Here is a 16,438-nt window from a genome sequence, read left to right on the forward strand (position 1 = left end):
AAATGAAAACGAACACCATCTACATACTTTATACATTAGTTGATTGCGGTGAAAGCGTTTCCGACTGCCATACGCTTTACAGCACTTTGGAGAAAGCCAAAGCCGCAATGGAAGTTGAAATTCAAGAGTGCATGAAAAACTTCCGCCATGGAGAGGTCAAGCATGACTTTGAAAGGCTTTATGAGTTTATGAATGAAGACGGACAAGGCTTCACGGTGGGAATAGATGAACAGATACCGCAATGAAAAAGAGATATAATTTCATAAGCAGATTGATAAACAAAATTACCCTTAACAGTCAGTCAAACAATGACTCGTTTTCCTATTATGGGCATTGGGTGGAATTGCAAAGCGGAACGGTCGATTATATGTCCGTGACCATTTACAATACGTCAGACCGTTATTCGGGAACATTGGTGGAATTTCAATTTGATTTCTGGACGATGGAGCTTTGCTTTGATGCCGTATCGTGCGATGAAGTCTATGATACTGTTGTAAAAGCATTCAAGGGTGTTTATTATAACAGACGTATTCGGGTCATTGAATAAAAGTCGTACTACGAAATGGCAGCATGGATGGGGGAGATAAATCCCATCCATGCTGTATCATTGTACCTTGGCCCCCTTTTAATTACATAAAGGCTTATCCTTTTTTACGCCCTCTGTTCAATGTTATCCCGGCTTCTTTCAGCACCCGGAACACGGAACTCCGGCTCCTGAAGCCACTGGCTTTCCATATCTCATTGATAAGGTGTCCGCTTTTATACATATTCACCACGAACTCTTTCCGCTCGATGCGGTTGTAATCCACCGGGGACAATGTTCTCATGCGGCTTTTCACTTTGCGGACTGCATCGGAGGACTTGCGGATATCAAATGCTTCTTTGGGCAGCAATGCCACGACATTGAGTATATCCGACATCTGTGTCTCCGGAAAAAGCTCGTTGCCGGAATCTATGCAGTCATGGATTGAAATAAGACGGATTTCCTTCAGACGGCAATATTCAAGGAGATACGAAAGCTGCCGTGTCTCACGGAGAACGTGGCTCAACTTGGGAACGACCAGTTCATCCCCCTTGTTTAGTCGGTCAAGTAATTTGTTCCATTCCGTACGCAACTCATAATCCTGCTGTTCTTCCATAATCTCGTTACAGCCGAATCGCTTCATCCACTCTTTATCCGTGTTCGCCCTATACCCGGCATAATTCATTACATATCCTACCTTTGCCATATTTATTTGTTCCTAATTTATTCAAGTACAAAGGTATAACAAATACCTCACAAAGCCGCATAAATGGCAACTCGGACAACCTTTTTTATCATTTCACATCGAGGTTCCATAGCGTGTCAGACAGATTGTTTGCCATGTTGCCACTCCTTTTTGAAAGTATTTCCAGTTATTCTTCCCCTCTTTTATCGGATAGCTTGAAAAATGTTTTTTGTGCTATTTGTTATCCGTTGGTTGATTTACACAAAGTTGCAAAAAACAGACTTGGAGTATAATTCCATAAGCTTTTGTAAACTTGTATTTTACATACTTCTTATATGGATATTACACCTTATTTTTGCTTCTTGAAATCATAAAACTAAAGTCCGATATGAAATTGTATTTAGTGACAAAAACATTGTCAGTACGACAGACACGGAGACAATCATCTTGTTTCTATCCGGGCATTGGTCGCCTGTTATTCAAAGGTGACCGTCCTCTTTTACACACGACATGGGTGGCTTTGTTGGCCATAATCTTGTTGGCTTCTTGCAACCGTTCTTCGGAACATGGCTTCCATTCTTCCGAAGAAGCTTTCGATGCCTATGCAGATTTTTTACAGACGGTAAAAAATACGGAAAATATAACCACCGGCCGGCTTGTGGAACTGGCACGGAAATGGTATGCGTTGGATGATTCCGTGGCAAGTTGTATTATCCGTGACAGCATGAAAGCCCATGCACCGGCCAGACAGGAAATCATCCATGATTCCCTACGTTTTTATATGGGCAGGCTGATTGACAAACGGCAGTGGGCTTTTACGGATTACCTCACAATCATAGAGTCACTGAATAGAGTGGAAGTCGATACGTTTTCCCTGCCATTGGTAGCTTCCGCACACCGTTTTTATGCCGGTCTGGACAGTGTTCCAACTTACGGCACGAACGCTGAACAGACCGTAGCCCTGTATCAGAAGATGCTTGAGCGGACATTGAAAGACGGCTTCCGGTCCAAAGCAGACATTATCACCTTTTTGCAGGAGGAAGATATGGCATTCCGTTCTTTCTTGAAGTATCTTCCTGTGTATGGGGATATTCCACTGGGCGACATCATGGTTCAGACCGGAAAAGTGATACGGCATATCACAGACCTTTCCATGAAGGAGCAGCCTCTATTCCACAAGGAAGAACTGGTTATCCTCCTGACAGTACGCAACAACCGCCGTTTGCTGCAAAATGCCCTCGTTTGTCTGGACGAGATATGGCGTGACAGGTACATAGCCGACAGTAACCGTTCAACGGCATATCTCTGGATGTTGGTTCAACCGTGGATTTCCTTCGATGAACTCTCCTATACGCTGTTGTCCGAGAGGCAGACCGATGCACTTCACAGGTTGGCCAAAGAGACTTCCAAAGCAACCAGGAAGTTGAAGCACTCCGGCTTCCCGCTGGAGGTGGACGAGTTGCCTGCACTTCTTATCAAGGCATACATCACGAATATCAACTAATATCAAAGAATATATCATGCAGAAAGAACAAATAGACCGGTTCGTCACGCTGGCAGGTCTGGAAATGCCGGCACTGATTTCTCCGGGAAAATTTCAAGGAGCGGAGATTTATGAGGACAGTGCCGTGCTGACCTTCCTCTTGCCAAAGGTGTATCCGTTGGAAGAACTGATTGACGAATTGGAGGATCAAATGGAACTCATATTGCTTTATCACTACCTGCCATCCACGTCCACGGATTTCGGCCAGAAATGTTGTGCCTATTCCAATCCACGTTTCGGCCGGATGTATAAGCTCAATGCCACGGCAAACGGAAACATTGAATGTGATACCCTGTATGTGACCCTCTATGATTCTCTGGAGATAATGGGCTGCGAACTTCGGGAAGAACTGTTGAAGGTCATCAAGAACGGCCATATGCTGTTTGCGCGGAGTGAGGAAGAACTGTTAAGAGATTTTGTCTGAATGAAAGAGAGTATTTATAGAAAACTGGTATCCGTTATCCATGATTACAGGACATGGATTGATGTGCTGGATGCAGACAGGGAAAGCACGTTCTCCGTCCAGAAGGGTGGAGAGTTGCATCCGGTGCATTGCCGTGTCCTGTACTTGGTGGCGAAAGTCCCGAACAGCGTCTATCCCAAAGGCCATGTATTGAGCATACCGGAATACAAATTGGATAGTGCCGTGCGTTCATTGAAACGCAATCCCGATTTCAAGTCACGCTACCAATCGGAAGCATTGCTATATACTGATGTGGAAGATATTGTCCGTATCGCTTCCAATCATTTCATCAAACTCGAATTAGAACCCTAAGACATAGATAACCATGATTGTAAAATCCCTTTATTTGCTTTTTCTACTCACGTTTTTAGTGCTTCCTTTCTTTTATCACAGGAAGAAGTCCAAACCGTCCATGACCAAGTTCTACCTGCGTATGGCATTCAGCCATAACTTCCGCAAGTGTTACAGGCTGGTATTGCTTTCAGCTTTGCTCATGTTCCATTTCTACCACCTCTCTTTGTTCAAGTTGCCATTGGAACTGGCTCCCTCATCCGTGGTATGCCTGTTGCTGTTCTCCCATCGAATTTCAGAACGGGTATTCCGCTTTTTGCAGCAGGAACGGACACTTCTCGGAGTGGCGGTATTCTCTGTTGTCTGCCTGTTTGCTCCTCATTTCCTGCCGCTTGGCGTTACCATTGGCGCACTGATTTTCGGGGCGGCGTTTTACCCCTCATTGTCGGTTTGCCGCATGGTAAAGAAGCCCTTTTTAAGACAATCGTTTTTAGAGAATCCCGAAAGTATCATTCCGCACTATCGAAACTGGGGGTATAGGAAGAAATGATAATGTTTTCCCTGCTTTTATTACCGTTCGAAGACTATATAATCATCATAAATTCATGAAGAAGGAATACATCAATTACAGAATAATTGCGGACAAGGAACTGCTTGAGTTCCTCCGTTCGGATGAAGAAGAAAGATTCTCCAAAATGGATGCCCTCTGTGACTTACTTGACAAGGCATCCGGTGAAAGCCGTGACAGCCTGACCTATTTCGGAACGACCGTCACCTTGCGGAAAGGGCAATTCGTCACGACCGTCAGCAACCTTGCCCGGCAATGGAAATGGCACCGTGCCACGACACGCAGTTTCCTCGATGCGTTGGAGAACTTCGGCATGGCGAGGATAGACGCACACAAGAAGTTTTTCCTGATAACAATGAATTACACGTTGCCGGAAACGGAAGGCTTACAGCCCCGTATGATGTCACCGGAGGAAGAACGCATCAACAAGTGGATATGTGGCTACCTGTGCCTGGAGGAAATGGCTGAATCGGCTGTACAGTTCATCACAACCACCGAACATGTTCTATCCATGCCGGTGACAGATAGCGGAGCTGGCATCGGGGAACGCTTGCATAAGCTGTTCGCCCATATAATCCTGCAAAGGACGAACCTGTTTCCGCCCAATCCGACGCTTTCCGCCACGCTGGAGAGAGTGTACAGCGAGGTTTGCCACAGGGATGTGGCGATATGCCTTCAACTGCTCGCATCGGCAGGTCTGAACCTGATTGGCGTACAATGCCCGAAAGTTCCGGAATATTTATTAGCCTTGATACCAGACAAGGCTCCAGAAGACCTCCGCCAGCTTTGGGAATACTACGCTCCCTATTTTGAGGGAATCAATCAAGAGAAGGCTGGGAAAACACCCCAAACCAACCAATAGAACCCTGCTTGCTGCCTCTCCTTTTAGTCTCATCGGGTATGCCCTTATTTCCACTTGCGGAAGCGTAGCCATCATGCGAGGTCTTGACCTCCAGTTTTACGTCGGGCTTGCCCGTCCGGAAGGAAGTGCTTCCAGCACGTAGCCTAATACGCACTTTGCCCCGGACGGGCAAAATGCAGAGACCGCAAAGGCGGCAGCAAGCTGTAAAAATAGCATATAGAACACATGGCGAACAACATCAAACAAGTTATGGACATCAGGCCCGGAAAGGGCATGACCACCGGTCAAAGCGACGAGCATCAGCGCAACTGGACGGAAAGAGGTTGGGAATGGGCATCGAAGCACGGCAACTATGACCGCACCCGTGAACGGCTTAACTTTGAAGTCATCAAAGGAGGTAAGGTTGTTCCGGTGGATAAGTCCAAATCCATACCGGATCGCATGGCGGAAACCTTGCGTGAGCGTAGTATCAAAGACCCCAACGCTGGGCTTACCGAACCGAAGTTCCGTACTGTGGCGAATATCATCTTTGGAGGCTCCAGGGAGAGGATGCACGAGATAGCCTTTGGCGGCCAGAAAGTAAACCTCACGCATGGAGCCGATAACTCACATATCCGGCGCAACAAGGATATAGAACTTTGGGCGCAGGACGTGTACAGGTTTGCGTGTGACAAATGGGGGGAGGATAATGTCATAGGCTTCTATGTACACCTTGACGAACTCAACCCACACGTGCATTGCACCGTGATACCGGTAGATGAACGGAATAAGATTTCGTTCAACAAGATTTTCGGAGGAAATATCTATGACTTCAAGGAGCGTCTGTTCGCACTCCATGACGAGTTTGCCAAAGTCAATGAGAAGTGGGGATTGAACCGTGGCGACAGCGTGAGCGTGACCGGTGCCAAGCACCGAACCACGGAAGAATACAGGCGTGCGTTGAGCCGTGAATGCACCACACTGGAGGAACAGATTGAGAATAACCGTGGGTTACTTCGTCAGCTCCATTCCGACATCCGTCTGGCAGAGAAAAGAGTGAAAGGATTATCCACCATGATTGCCAACCAGGAACAACGGAAAATGGAATTGGAGGAAGAAATCGAAACAATAGCCGCCGATTTAAGGACGGGCAAAGGGGATTCCGAAGAACTCCAAAAGCGTATTGTCAAACTCGACTATGAACTTCAGAAAATACTTGAAAGCCTGTCCGATAAACGGGAGAAACTGACGGAAGCCGACCGCAAATTGTCAGAGTTGAAAATGCTGGAGACCGAGTCGAAAGACAAGGCGGAGAGCTACAGGGAGGAAATAAGACTGGCCACTTGTAATCTGGAGAACCAAGTCAGGTACCGACTGTCGGAAGCTATGATAGGTGACATCATCCGGGAGTTCAGAACCCACTTCCAAAGTTTGGGGAAGGAGGCTCAAAACGTATTCGATGATTCTTTGATTAAGGGCATGGCCGAACGTGGCGAGGATATTTTCAAGTGCGCCATTTACCTTTTTGCCAATTATGTCGATTTGGCCACTACCTTTGCCGAAGGACATGGCGGTGGGGGAGGAGGAAGTGACCTGTCTTGGGGAAGGAATGAGGACGAGGACGACCGGGCATGGGCAAGACGTTGTTTGCAGAGGGCGCACCGGATGATGAAGCCGGCCGGTGGCAAGAGTGTCCGTAAAAAATAACAGGAATACTTTCCATGAAGTCTGATTGACAGTCTGATTGGAAGACGTAAAAAAGAATACTTGTTAAAGACGGCGTGATAGGCTTCCATACGTCTAGGCATAGACCAGCCACGCTGTTTCTTTGCATCACAAACCAAATTTTAGATAGAATGAAGAGAATATTTTTGCTTATGTTGCCAATGGCATTTTCAATGAACGTACAGGCTTACCATGTGGATATAGCCGATACGGTGTGCGTCCGTCACAGGGAGTATTTCAAGGAGAGGTGGGAAACGGTACAGCCCGCTTACCTGACCGATGTCGTTTCCGTTTCCACATGGAAAGACAACTGGTTTCTGAGTGTTTCCGGCGGTACTTCAGCTTTCTTGGGTTCGCCATTAGGTTGTGAAGATTTATTTGGCAGGATGAAGCCCATACTGGCTGTTGCGGCAGGAAAATGGTTCACGCCAGCGATAGGCGGGCGCTTATCCTATCAAGGTTTCCGATTCAAGGATTCACGGTTGGAAACACAATCATATCAATTCTGCCATGCGGATTTGCTTTGGAATGTATTGGCAGGCTTGGATAGGGGCAATACACCGTGCCGTTGGAGTCTCATCCCTTATACGGGAGCCGGTATCATCCACCACAAGGGGAGCGGCCACCATCCGTTTGCTCTTTCCTACGGCATACAGGGCAGATACCGTCTTACAGACCGTTTCCACTTGCTTGCGGAACTGGGTGGTGCCACGACTTTCAAGGATTTCGACAGCTATGGTGTCTCCAATCAATTCGGGGATAATTTAGTGGGATTGACCGCAGGTATTTCATTCACGATTGGCAAGACCGGGTGGCGAAAAGTGATAGACCCTGTTCCTCATATAAGGCAGAATGAGGAACTGGCTGTTCATACCTTGTGCCTGGCAGGGAAGAACCGGGAATTGCAGAAAAGCAATGCCATGAACCTGGCCATTATCGCCGAGTTGAAGAAGATTCTGGAGTTAGAAGGTCTGTTAGACCGATATGCTGATAAACTGTCCGGACTTTCCGGTAATGCAGAAAGCGAAACTACTTCTTCCGGCATCCGAGAAACAATTACAGCGGATTAAATTCGCTTCGTGCAAGGTTGAATCAATCCCCCTTGACGGAGGTAGGCGACTCTACAGCTTCCGCTCATTCGGTAGCGCATACCAATAGGCAAGCAGTTTCACAAAGACAGCATACATATCATTGGGATAGTGATGCCTCACAGTCTGTTTCCGACAGCCTGTATGTCGGGGCACCCATCTATTTCTTCTTTATCCTGAACACTGATAGGCTGACCGATACCTCGCAACTAATCAACCTTGACGGAATAGCCCGGATCGCCAACAAGCATGGGCTGCATATCCGGGTTTCTGGAGCAGCGGACAACGCTACGGGTAATGAAACGCTCAACAAATCATTGGGGCTTTACCGTGCCGAGTACATCAAGGTGCAGCTTATCAAACGTGCCGTGCCGGACAGCCATATTGAGATTGTCTCAGAAGGTGGTATTGATGATTACTCACCCAATGAGGCAAACAGGAACGCTTGCGTGAGATTGCTTGCTCCTCAAAATTAAGGATTACTTTTTGTTCATAATAATAAACTTACATTGTGTGATAGCCGGTCAGCCTGTGAGGGTCAGCCGGCTAATTTCAATTTTATTCCATTCCCCGTATTCTTGCCAATAACTCCTCTATTCGATTCATCAACTCGCCGAATGAAAGTTTTACTTCATTGTAATAAAGGAAATGCTCTGTCAGCGCATTGTAATCGTTCTCCCAATCCGGCTTGACTTCCTCAGACGGGATAAAATTTACCGTGGCAGGAGCATGGGTAGTGTAATCCACAAAGCTCATCCGGTTAAATATGCTGCGATGTTTGACTATCTCATCATACAAGTTTTTATCTGCCAGTGCATCTTTCCCGAATGAAGTATCCATTATCTTTTCCAAGTCATAAAGGTGGCGTGACATACGGTAACTTCTCGGCTTCTCCTTTTGAAATTCCTCATGCAGCAGGAATATCTTCTCCAGAAAAGTCCTTGTAGGTATCACGGTATTGAAATTGACCGAAACATCTTCCGCTTCCGGTATGGCTTCAGATATGAAGGAACGAATCGTCTTTTCTTCGACCGGTTCATCCATCGACAAGCAACTGATTTCAATCTTTACTCTCGGAAGAAGATATTCAGATGTCTCATCAATGACGGACTTGTAATTGACATAAATGACAGAAGGATGTGTGTCTGCTCTCAATTCGTACTGCTCTCCGCCTTTGTTCTTGCTTGTTTCCGGCTCTACAGTAAAGTCGGAAACGCCCAATGCAGATAAGGCTTTTGCCAGTTCTTCAGGTAATTCACGCACGATGTAGTGCCGTGCCATTCTTCTTGCTTTGGCCAACTGCGTATTGGATGTACCGGATATGGCAAACCGTCCTTCACGTCTTAATGCTACATCAATATCCTCACTGAATCGTTCGATTAACGACCACCCTTTAGAAAGGGAAGTTCCGCCCTTAAAGGAAGCCAAATGAGCATATTGTGTTTGGGATAATGCTTTCAGCACCATTACCACCCACCAGTCTTTTTCTACGGCAAGTCTGGGTAAGCCCTTCTCTGCGCTGGTTATATCAAGAATTTGTAAGCGTTCTTCCAAATTATATTGTTGCCAATGTTTCATTTTGTATATTGGTTATTATGGGTTTAACGAGGTTTTGAATCCACTGGGGAACCAGAAGAATATCTTTTAGAAAGGTATCTTTGTCCTGCGCATTGGATAAATACTGATACAGAGCCGAAAGTTCCCTTTCTCCTATATTTTCAGTTTCCAAGTCTTTAAGGGCTTGTACGACCAATGGAATGGTAGTGCCTTCATAAGCAAAGTTACGGGGAGCCGCATGGCGAAACTTAATCGCACGTTTTCCTATCTTTATGGTTCTTGATGACCCTGTTGTAAGGTAGGACACCACCATCGGTATTTGTGTCGATAGCCCCAATATATTGGCAGCCGTACTACCGGTAGGCATGATTTCCACACGATCCCTTTGCGCAATCTCTTTGGCGATTTTTTCTAAAGGTGGTGGCACTTCCCCAAATCTCGACTGCATAGGCTTGACATAAATCCCGTGCGCTACATGAGATACAAGCCCAAGTAAACGAGCCTGTTGCAGAACCTTCCTGACGGTTTCCATAGAACCGAGTTCCACAAAATCGTTTATGAAGAAAATACTATGTTCCGGACTTTCTTCAATGCGCCTTAAAATGGCGGATTTTATGCTTGGTGTTTTTTTTATTAACATCATTTAATACCGAATTATTTCAAATTTTTCGGTGCAAAAATACGAAGAATATCCGAAATTCATTCGATTTTACCCCCAATTATATCTTCCTAACCTCCCTTTTCTCCCATAATCCACCATTCCCACCTACCAAGCCTTCCTTTTTACTCTGCAAAGTTACGGCTCGCAAAATCCGTCAAGTACCGCTCTGCTATTTGAATATTTTAATAGACTCCCCAAGCCTGGCATCAAAATCCCCAAATTCCTTGCCTTTGTTTTGCCAGACAAGCCGTTAGGGGATTGCACGTAAAAATAGCCCCTTGGTAGAGATGAAAATTCTCTAATGAAAGGGAAAGTACATAACCAACAATTTAAACAGTAAGACAATGGAAAAGAAAATGATTTGGAGCAGTGAAATGATTTATGATGATGAAGCACGTGCAAACTATCTGGAAGATATGCGTGCGAATACGGAAGATGAAGATTATCAACTCACGGACGAGGAATGGGTAGAAGAAGTGTATATCGGTCTGTCCGATGAAAGAATCAACCTTGATAAAAAGATAGAAGGTGTTATCATCGCTTTTGCCGATTTAGGGCTGTGGCAAGGCAGAAGAAATGCCTTTCAGATTTTTGGTGATAATATCGCCAATATACTCCATACCCAATGTGAGGATGCCGAATGGTACGGCGATACCTATAACATACGTGGAACGCTGCACCACCACGACGGCACCAACTATGTGCTTTACCGCATAGCCAAAGACGAGGAAACAGCCGAACGGATAGCAGCCAAGATTTACAACGGTGAGATAGATGAGAAAGGTTTCCGCAAACTGACACGTTCCTTATATCCCGATGTGGCAAAAGTCTATGGTTGGAAAATTGCAGGACAAAAGAGCGTGGCTTAACTTACAATATTCTCAAATTTCTAAAATTACTAGTATGGCAGATTGGCGTTTCGATAAGTATCTGTTTGAAGGTAATAAAAAAGCAGTAACAAAAGCCTTCCAAGCATTGGATAGTCCTCTAAAGACCGACCGCAGTCAATGGAAAGATGCAAATTTTTTACGAGGAAGTCCGGATTGGTTAGGTTATATCATAATAGAGCTTTTGCGTAATAGTCTGGATGATTTTCTGTGTCGAGGAACATTCCGATTGACAAGTGATAACATTTTTCAAATGAAACCTGGTATTTGTGGCTTTAAAGTTGAAGCTGATAGCACTTGGACTCCCAGTGTTTCATTATTCCAAGCCATTGCTGAATCATTTGGTATTACTCTACCCGTTGGTTGAATTAAAATTCTAAATATTTACAAATGAAAAAGTTGCACAATTTGCGGATTATTATTAAATTAGTGGTAACCACACCGTTAACTACTATTGCACTGCTTATGCGCAACTTCATAGCAAATTTCGTCAGAATCCTCGGAATCTGCAAGGATTTTGCCGGAAATCGAGTTAATGAACATGGAAACGTACCCAGGTGCGGTGTTGTTCCCAAGTTTTCCGACCTTGAAGTCATTGCTCTCGGGATAACCGCCGAGTCCTTCGGCTTCGACAGCGAGAATCTTCTTTTTTATCGTCTGCACCATGAGTGTAAGGAGGATTTGCCTAACCTGATCAGTCGCAGACAATTCAATGCCCGACGCAAGCTCACGGCCCGACTTGCAGAAGAAATCCGCAAGGATGTAGCCAGAGCTATTGATGGCCCCGAAGATGTATTCTGCATTGATTCTAAACCAGTAAAGGTATGCCGGAACGCACGGGCCAAACGATGCACCATGGGACAAGACAATCCCGATGCTGCTCCCGACTGGGGATACTGCGCTTCGCAAGGCTTGCATTATTATGGCTATAAGCTCCATGTTGTCTGCGGAATACTTGGTGTTATCCATTCCTTTGACATGACTGCCGCAAGTGTTCATGACCTTCATTTTCTCAAGGACGTACGCTGGGAATATCATGATTGCATGATGCTTGGAGACAAGGGCTATCTCTGTGCTGAGATTCAGAAGAATCTCTTTGAGGCAGCAAATATCACTCTTGAAGTTCCATATCGGCTGAATCAGAAAAACTGGCATCCGCCTACATGGGCATACAAGAGATTCCGTAAACGTATCGAAACGATATTTTCCCAGCTCAACGACAATCTTATGATGATACGAAACTATGCAAAACAATCCTGCGGTCTTTTCACCCGCATAGCAGGCAAAATAGCAGCAATGACGTTCATGCAATATGTCAATTTCGTTAATCATCATCCGATTGGGCGGATAAAATATTCTCTAATTTAATTCAACCAACAGGTATTACTCTCTATTATCATAGTATAGGAGAGTGGGATGATGAAATCATTTTTACCAATGATGAGGACGGGCTCGTTTTCCCTGAATTGAAATTTGCACAATAAACTAGTGAAAATTCAAATAAACCACCTATATTTGTCTTGTGGTATTTATAAAGCAAAGGAAACACCTCTTCCCATTCCGAACAGAGAAGTTAAGCTTTGCATTGCCAATGGTACTGTTATTATAATGGGAGAGTAGGTTAATACCTTGCATGAATGGGATATATGGCAAAAGAAAACGTTCCTAACTATTAATATCTTAATTAAGTATGATACATTATATGTATTAGATTAAGACTACCCAAAAAGAGTAGTCCTAGTCAATTGAGAAAAAACACTTTTTTGAGTTTAAGATAAGTATTAGAGAGTTTATCACATTCTTGGTAAAACCTCTAATAAACTATTTTAGATAACTAATCTTTTTCAGGGAGGGTACGAGATACCCTCCCTGTTTTCATTTTTATTATATTATTTCCCCTTTCACATTGTAAAACCTCTTATTCCATTAGAATCGAAAGTAATCTACCACTAGCAGGCGTTATCGTTATCTAGTAACGATAATTACCTCCTCTATTTTAGTTCAATTCCACCTCCCTTTTATACCATAATCTACCATTCTTCCCTCCCAAGCCCTCTTTTTTTACTCTGCAAAGTTACGGCTCGCAAAATCCGTCAAGTACCGCTTCGCTATTTGAAGATTTTGACAGGCTCTCCAAGCTCGGCATCAAAATCTCCAAATTCCTTGCCTTTATTTTGACTAACAAGCCGTTTGAGATTGCACGTAAAAATAGAACTCTTGGCAGTAAGAGCCGAAAGGCTTTGAAGTAAGGGAAAAAACTCAATAATAACTATAAAAACAGATTATGATGAAAAAGTATGAAATGCAGATTAACAAAGACAAGTTGGTGAGTAGCAAAACCGCTTTGGCAATGCACGAACTTCGAATCTATATTCCCAGCTTATTTTGGTACGACAAATTGGGAGGTTTGCACACAGAAAAAAACGGCTGTTATTCTCCTTATTATATGTGTGGTTGCCCGACCTTGTTGGAGTGCCTTCAGTATTTGAGCAAAGAAAGAACTATTGATTTCAAGCCGAGAAAACAGGAACGTGGTTATAAAATGGTCGCCCAAAGAGGAAAACATATCTTCTATAACTCAAAGAAAGAGGACAAGTTTTTTGCAACATTGGAAGAAGCCTTAGAAGTGGCGGCACAAAAATGTTTGGATGATTTATATTGATTTTCACTAAATATTTATATACAATGAGCAAGTACGATTTTATCAAGAACGGTAATACCCTTTATTGGAACGACCCAAACAACGGTGAATCTTCAGGAGCTTACAAAGTGATTTCCGTTCCCGAAGAAATTGACGAGGACAGCATTATCCTGATTGCCTCCGACCATTCGGAAGCCGAAGTTTTCCCTTCCAAGTTATCACCCTTTGGCATGGTTATGAGCCACAAAGAAGATTTCTTGCGTTGGAAAGCCCGGTGTGAAGCGGAAGGTACGATTTTCTACGACCGCCTTTCCGAAGCCACCTACACAGACCGGGAATTGTCAGTCGGCGATAGGGTGATTTTCACCAACGACTACGGAGTGGTATTCGGCCCCCACGAAGTGTTGGCTTTTGGAAAGCCTGTCAATGGCAGATGTGTATATACCGACAGCGAAGCCTATTGGTTTGCCGACCGCCCGGAGCAATTAACGCTCGTAGAAGAATAAAAAGAACGTGCAAGGAATGTGTCCCATACACTCCTTGCACTCAATATCTTATCTTCCCCTGCGATAAGGCACATACTCATCCTCCTGTTCCCTTTCCTCATGCGCCACTTCCTGCGTATTGCCGTCATTGTCCGCATCCATAAGGTCTATTTGCGGATTCACCCTTTCTTCGGCATCACCCCGGTACTGGTATTCGGGACAGGCTTTAAGGGTGGTCAGCACATCTTGCAAGTTGCTGTCAAGGTCTTGGTTATGGTTGTAGGCAAAGCTGTGCTGAACCGCCAGTCCTGCATTGGTAGCCGTGCCGACCGTAAGGCAATCTTTCTCACGGTTATACTCCAGATACAGAATATCCCCACTGGCCATTTCAAAGATTGGCGAACGGGGCAGCCTATCAAATTGCTCTGCCACCATATCCCTGGCCACCTCTTTTATTGTTTCCCCTGCAATATCCACGCCATACTGTTTGATATGGTCACGGATTTCCTGTTCCGTGAACTTCAGCATCACCTCGTAGGTACCGCCTACGCTTCCGTTATAGACAACGGCAAAGTCTTTATCTTCAATCAGCAGGTCATCTCCCTTGTTTTGCAAGGGGGACAGATAAGTGTACTTCTCATTGATGCCGTTGCCATCGTAATACTCCCTGCCGAGTGCCAACAAGCCCTCGTAGTCGCCTTTTTCTTTAAGTTCATCGAATTGCCCGGTATCATCCGAAAACTGGAGATAAGCCACGGAACTGTAAAACATCCGTTCTTTTGCCTCAATCTTCTCAGCCACCGCATCAATCCGTTGTGCAATCATCGACGAAGCCTTTTTTACATCAAACAATGTGGTTTTCAGAAACTCCGGGGATTCCTTCAATACATCCAGCCAGGAACCGAGATACTGTGCGCTATCCTCCTTGATTGTCTTGGTAATACCATACTGCGAGGCTACCAAAGCACTGCCCAATTCAGCCACCAGTTCCTCACGGGCATACTCTTTGCTTCCGAAAGCGGCTGGCTTGATACGGTCTAAGCGTCCTTCAGCCCCCGTACTGTGCGTCATTTCATGCAGCAGCGTCCCGTAAAACGATTCCCCGTTGATAAACTGGCTCTTTTCCGGCAGCACAATCGCATCTTTGGCAATGCTGTAATAAGCACTATCCTGATGTTCCAAAGAAATCGGACACACCCACAGTTTTTTTTCAATCATCTCATCCAATGGGGCAAACGCCATTTTTTCATCGTCCAGGGAGGCCGGGCGTTTTAAGTTGTTCCGTTCACATAGCTTCTCATATAGTTCCGGACGTGCTTCTCGGAGGTTGGTTTGTGCCACATTGAATACATTATGTACGTTCAGCTTGGGATATACCGAATACTTTTTCTGTTCTTCCGGCGACAGTTTCCGGTAGTCCTCCATCTTGATTTTCTCTTTCGTCTCCTTATCCACCACGGTAAACGTGGTAATGAATACCGGAAACGATTTTTCCCCCTTCAGGACAGACACCTGCGGAAGTCTCTCCCCATTGGCATCCGTCAATGGCTTATGATTCCCCTGTCTGTCCGTTGAATAGTTCAGTCCCGACACGCGCTGAAAGGTACAGAACACCGGTAGCTTGTAGCTGTTTTCCTCGCAAAGCAACATGAGCATCAGCGCATTCATCCCGTTATATTCTCGTCCGGACAGGTTCTTCGGCCATGCCATAAAGTTCTCGGTAAACCACGGTTTCTTCCAGTCTCCCTTGATAGACGATATTTTCTTTATCATCAGTTCCGTAAACCGTTCAAGCGCACGTTCCTCTGCACTTGGTCCATCCGGATTATATCTTTTTCCTGCCATGCTCAAAATTCAGTTTCATTCGTTACAGCCGGTTTCACCCATTCCCTCATTTCCTCCACCCGGCAGGAGAGGTTGATTTTATCCAGATACACCGACAGCTCCAACATTCCTTTGGCACAGATACGTGCTTTAGGCTGGAGCCAACTCTCTTTTTCAGCGGAGAAACGGATAAAGCGCACCCACGTGAAAACAAAGTTTTCCTCATGCTTCTTTGTACTGAATGCGGAGAACACCGAGTAGGCATTACCCCTCTTATCCCTCTTTTCCTCTACCTGTTTGCCCACCGTACCCCGGAACTCGATACTGCCTTCAATCACATCACGTTCGTTTTGTGGGTGGAAATCCACGCTCTCGGCATAGAAATTGAGGTACAGGTTTTCTTCACGCTTGCGGAAGGTCAGCACCCCCTTCAGCTCAATACGCTGTCCGGCCACATAAAGAGGTAGTTCTGCAGCCGTTCCGTCCTTCGACACGAACACCTCCACTTGCTTGCTGCTGCCTGCTTTGGCAAGAATGGTCGTTTTTACGGCAAAGCCGATGTAGGATTTCCCCTCTTTGTTGGTACGCATGGAAGCCGTGCGGCTCACAATACCGTTCATTGTCACATTACATTTAATCATAAATCACACTTTTAA

General features: G+C 45.2%; 20 protein-coding genes and 1 rRNA gene. 16 read left to right on the plus strand and 5 right to left on the minus strand.

Translation table 11 applies throughout. From position 1 onward, the window contains the following. The first annotated feature begins 2 nt into the window (after window positions 1-2). Complete coding sequence (locus A4V03_RS05075) at window positions 3-245, plus strand: hypothetical protein (RefSeq protein ID WP_005836232.1); 243 nt, start codon at window positions 3-5, stop codon at window positions 243-245. Then, window positions 242-547, plus strand: a complete 306-nt coding sequence (locus A4V03_RS05080; RefSeq protein WP_005836231.1) for a hypothetical protein — start codon at window positions 242-244, stop codon at window positions 545-547. Before A4V03_RS05075 ends, A4V03_RS05080 begins: the two co-directional genes overlap by 4 nt. 94 nt (window positions 548-641) lie before the next feature. On the opposite strand, the gene A4V03_RS05085 is transcribed toward A4V03_RS05080, so the two are convergent. Beyond that, entirely contained in the window at window positions 642-1,229 is a 588-nt protein-coding gene (locus tag A4V03_RS05085; protein ID WP_065538173.1) for a recombinase family protein, read from the minus strand. Window positions 1,230-1,596: 367 nt separating this feature from the next. Here A4V03_RS05085 and A4V03_RS05090 point away from each other — a divergent pair, with 367 nt between their 5' ends. The 8 genes from A4V03_RS05090 (at window position 1,597) to A4V03_RS21285 (ending at window position 8,203) form a co-directional block, all read left to right on the plus strand. Further along, entirely contained in the window at window positions 1,597-2,712 is a 1,116-nt protein-coding gene (locus A4V03_RS05090; RefSeq protein WP_065538174.1) for a hypothetical protein, read from the plus strand. A 16-nt stretch (window positions 2,713-2,728) separates the two neighbouring features. Further along, complete coding sequence (locus A4V03_RS05095) at window positions 2,729-3,175, plus strand: hypothetical protein (protein ID WP_005836226.1); 447 nt, start codon at window positions 2,729-2,731, stop codon at window positions 3,173-3,175. Further along, complete coding sequence (locus A4V03_RS05100; protein ID WP_004319471.1) at window positions 3,176-3,526, plus strand: hypothetical protein; 351 nt, start codon at window positions 3,176-3,178, stop codon at window positions 3,524-3,526. A 13-nt stretch (window positions 3,527-3,539) separates the two neighbouring features. After that, entirely contained in the window at window positions 3,540-4,055 is a 516-nt protein-coding gene (locus tag A4V03_RS05105) for a hypothetical protein (RefSeq protein ID WP_005836224.1), read from the plus strand. Window positions 4,056-4,110: 55 nt separating this feature from the next. After that, window positions 4,111-4,935 carry a hypothetical protein gene (locus tag A4V03_RS05110; protein ID WP_065538175.1) on the plus strand — a complete coding sequence of 275 codons (825 nt, stop codon included), beginning with the start codon at window positions 4,111-4,113 and terminating at the stop codon, window positions 4,933-4,935. Between the two features lie 225 nt (window positions 4,936-5,160). Beyond that, the gene (gene mobV / locus A4V03_RS05115; RefSeq protein WP_065538176.1) at window positions 5,161-6,621 is read left to right on the plus strand and encodes a MobV family relaxase; all 1,461 of its coding nucleotides are present in this window, start codon (window positions 5,161-5,163) and stop codon (window positions 6,619-6,621) included. 149 nt (window positions 6,622-6,770) lie between these two features. Continuing rightward, on the plus strand, window positions 6,771-7,709 hold the full coding sequence (locus tag A4V03_RS05120) for a hypothetical protein (RefSeq protein ID WP_236588658.1): 939 nt from the start codon (window positions 6,771-6,773) through the stop codon (window positions 7,707-7,709). A gap of 17 nt (window positions 7,710-7,726) precedes the next feature. After that, window positions 7,727-8,203, plus strand: a complete 477-nt coding sequence (locus A4V03_RS21285) for an OmpA family protein (RefSeq protein WP_236588657.1) — start codon at window positions 7,727-7,729, stop codon at window positions 8,201-8,203. Between the two features lie 82 nt (window positions 8,204-8,285). Here A4V03_RS21285 and A4V03_RS05125 read toward each other — a convergent pair whose 3' ends face one another. Both A4V03_RS05125 and A4V03_RS05130 read right to left on the minus strand, forming a co-directional pair. Then, the gene (locus A4V03_RS05125; protein WP_065538177.1) at window positions 8,286-9,305 is read right to left on the minus strand and encodes a nucleotidyl transferase AbiEii/AbiGii toxin family protein; all 1,020 of its coding nucleotides are present in this window, start codon (window positions 9,303-9,305) and stop codon (window positions 8,286-8,288) included. Then, window positions 9,283-9,927, minus strand: coding sequence for a DUF6088 family protein (locus A4V03_RS05130; protein WP_084081115.1), 645 nt, complete (start codon window positions 9,925-9,927; stop codon window positions 9,283-9,285). The genes A4V03_RS05125 and A4V03_RS05130 overlap by 23 nt, the downstream gene beginning before the upstream one ends. A gap of 362 nt (window positions 9,928-10,289) precedes the next feature. On the opposite strand from A4V03_RS05130, the gene A4V03_RS05135 reads away from it, so the two are divergent. The 6 genes from A4V03_RS05135 to A4V03_RS05160 all read left to right on the plus strand — a co-directional run bounded on the left by A4V03_RS05135 (window position 10,290) and on the right by A4V03_RS05160 (window position 13,979). Next, window positions 10,290-10,814, plus strand: coding sequence for a hypothetical protein (locus A4V03_RS05135; protein ID WP_065538178.1), 525 nt, complete (start codon window positions 10,290-10,292; stop codon window positions 10,812-10,814). Between the two features lie 34 nt (window positions 10,815-10,848). After that, window positions 10,849-11,199: a hypothetical protein gene (locus A4V03_RS05140; protein WP_065538179.1), complete on the plus strand. Its 351-nt coding sequence runs from the start codon at window positions 10,849-10,851 to the stop codon at window positions 11,197-11,199. 23 nt (window positions 11,200-11,222) lie between these two features. Further along, window positions 11,223-12,200: an IS982 family transposase gene (locus A4V03_RS05145; protein WP_065538169.1), complete on the plus strand. Its 978-nt coding sequence runs from the start codon at window positions 11,223-11,225 to the stop codon at window positions 12,198-12,200. A gap of 153 nt (window positions 12,201-12,353) precedes the next feature. Beyond that, window positions 12,354-12,465: ribosomal RNA gene (gene rrf, locus A4V03_RS05150) — 5S ribosomal RNA — on the plus strand. 651 nt (window positions 12,466-13,116) lie between these two features. Next, entirely contained in the window at window positions 13,117-13,494 is a 378-nt protein-coding gene (locus tag A4V03_RS05155; RefSeq protein ID WP_084081116.1) for a hypothetical protein, read from the plus strand. A gap of 23 nt (window positions 13,495-13,517) precedes the next feature. Continuing rightward, window positions 13,518-13,979 (plus strand): hypothetical protein, encoded by a 462-nt coding sequence (locus A4V03_RS05160; protein ID WP_065538180.1) that lies wholly within the window; start codon window positions 13,518-13,520, stop codon window positions 13,977-13,979. A 48-nt stretch (window positions 13,980-14,027) separates the two neighbouring features. Here the strand turns inward: A4V03_RS05160 and A4V03_RS05165 are convergent, their stop codons facing one another. Both A4V03_RS05165 and A4V03_RS05170 read right to left on the minus strand, forming a co-directional pair. After that, the gene (locus A4V03_RS05165) at window positions 14,028-15,803 is read right to left on the minus strand and encodes an ArdC family protein (protein WP_065538181.1); all 1,776 of its coding nucleotides are present in this window, start codon (window positions 15,801-15,803) and stop codon (window positions 14,028-14,030) included. A 2-nt stretch (window positions 15,804-15,805) separates the two neighbouring features. After that, window positions 15,806-16,423, minus strand: a complete 618-nt coding sequence (locus tag A4V03_RS05170; protein WP_065538182.1) for a hypothetical protein — start codon at window positions 16,421-16,423, stop codon at window positions 15,806-15,808. Window positions 16,424-16,438 lie beyond the last annotated feature (15 nt).

It is taken from the genome of Bacteroides caecimuris, from assembly GCF_001688725.2.
GTDB lineage: Bacteria > Bacteroidota > Bacteroidia > Bacteroidales > Bacteroidaceae > Bacteroides > Bacteroides caecimuris.

What these genes read in the sequence shown, in the direction of transcription:
- A4V03_RS05105 (WP_005836224.1), top strand. Translation starts at nt 3,540, where the DNA reads ATGATTGTAAAATCCCTTTATTTGCTTTTTCTACTCACGTTTTTAGTG.
- A4V03_RS05165 (WP_065538181.1), bottom strand. Translation starts at nt 15,803, where the DNA reads ATGGCAGGAAAAAGATATAATCCGGATGGACCAAGTGCAGAGGAACGT.
- mobV (WP_065538176.1), top strand. Translation starts at nt 5,161, where the DNA reads ATGGCGAACAACATCAAACAAGTTATGGACATCAGGCCCGGAAAGGGC.
- A4V03_RS05090 (WP_065538174.1), top strand. Translation starts at nt 1,597, where the DNA reads ATGAAATTGTATTTAGTGACAAAAACATTGTCAGTACGACAGACACGG.
- A4V03_RS05145 (WP_065538169.1), top strand. Translation starts at nt 11,223, where the DNA reads ATGAAAAAGTTGCACAATTTGCGGATTATTATTAAATTAGTGGTAACC.
- A4V03_RS05080 (WP_005836231.1), top strand. Translation starts at nt 242, where the DNA reads ATGAAAAAGAGATATAATTTCATAAGCAGATTGATAAACAAAATTACC.
- A4V03_RS05125 (WP_065538177.1), bottom strand. Translation starts at nt 9,305, where the DNA reads ATGAAACATTGGCAACAATATAATTTGGAAGAACGCTTACAAATTCTT.
- A4V03_RS05120 (WP_236588658.1), top strand. Translation starts at nt 6,771, where the DNA reads ATGAAGAGAATATTTTTGCTTATGTTGCCAATGGCATTTTCAATGAAC.
- A4V03_RS05155 (WP_084081116.1), top strand. Translation starts at nt 13,117, where the DNA reads ATGATGAAAAAGTATGAAATGCAGATTAACAAAGACAAGTTGGTGAGT.
- A4V03_RS05135 (WP_065538178.1), top strand. Translation starts at nt 10,290, where the DNA reads ATGGAAAAGAAAATGATTTGGAGCAGTGAAATGATTTATGATGATGAA.
- A4V03_RS05130 (WP_084081115.1), bottom strand. Translation starts at nt 9,927, where the DNA reads ATGATGTTAATAAAAAAAACACCAAGCATAAAATCCGCCATTTTAAGG.
- A4V03_RS05075 (WP_005836232.1), top strand. Translation starts at nt 3, where the DNA reads ATGAAAACGAACACCATCTACATACTTTATACATTAGTTGATTGCGGT.
- A4V03_RS05110 (WP_065538175.1), top strand. Translation starts at nt 4,111, where the DNA reads ATGAAGAAGGAATACATCAATTACAGAATAATTGCGGACAAGGAACTG.
- A4V03_RS05100 (WP_004319471.1), top strand. Translation starts at nt 3,176, where the DNA reads ATGAAAGAGAGTATTTATAGAAAACTGGTATCCGTTATCCATGATTAC.
- A4V03_RS05140 (WP_065538179.1), top strand. Translation starts at nt 10,849, where the DNA reads ATGGCAGATTGGCGTTTCGATAAGTATCTGTTTGAAGGTAATAAAAAA.
- A4V03_RS05085 (WP_065538173.1), bottom strand. Translation starts at nt 1,229, where the DNA reads ATGGCAAAGGTAGGATATGTAATGAATTATGCCGGGTATAGGGCGAAC.
- A4V03_RS05170 (WP_065538182.1), bottom strand. Translation starts at nt 16,423, where the DNA reads ATGATTAAATGTAATGTGACAATGAACGGTATTGTGAGCCGCACGGCT.
- A4V03_RS05160 (WP_065538180.1), top strand. Translation starts at nt 13,518, where the DNA reads ATGAGCAAGTACGATTTTATCAAGAACGGTAATACCCTTTATTGGAAC.
- A4V03_RS05095 (WP_005836226.1), top strand. Translation starts at nt 2,729, where the DNA reads ATGCAGAAAGAACAAATAGACCGGTTCGTCACGCTGGCAGGTCTGGAA.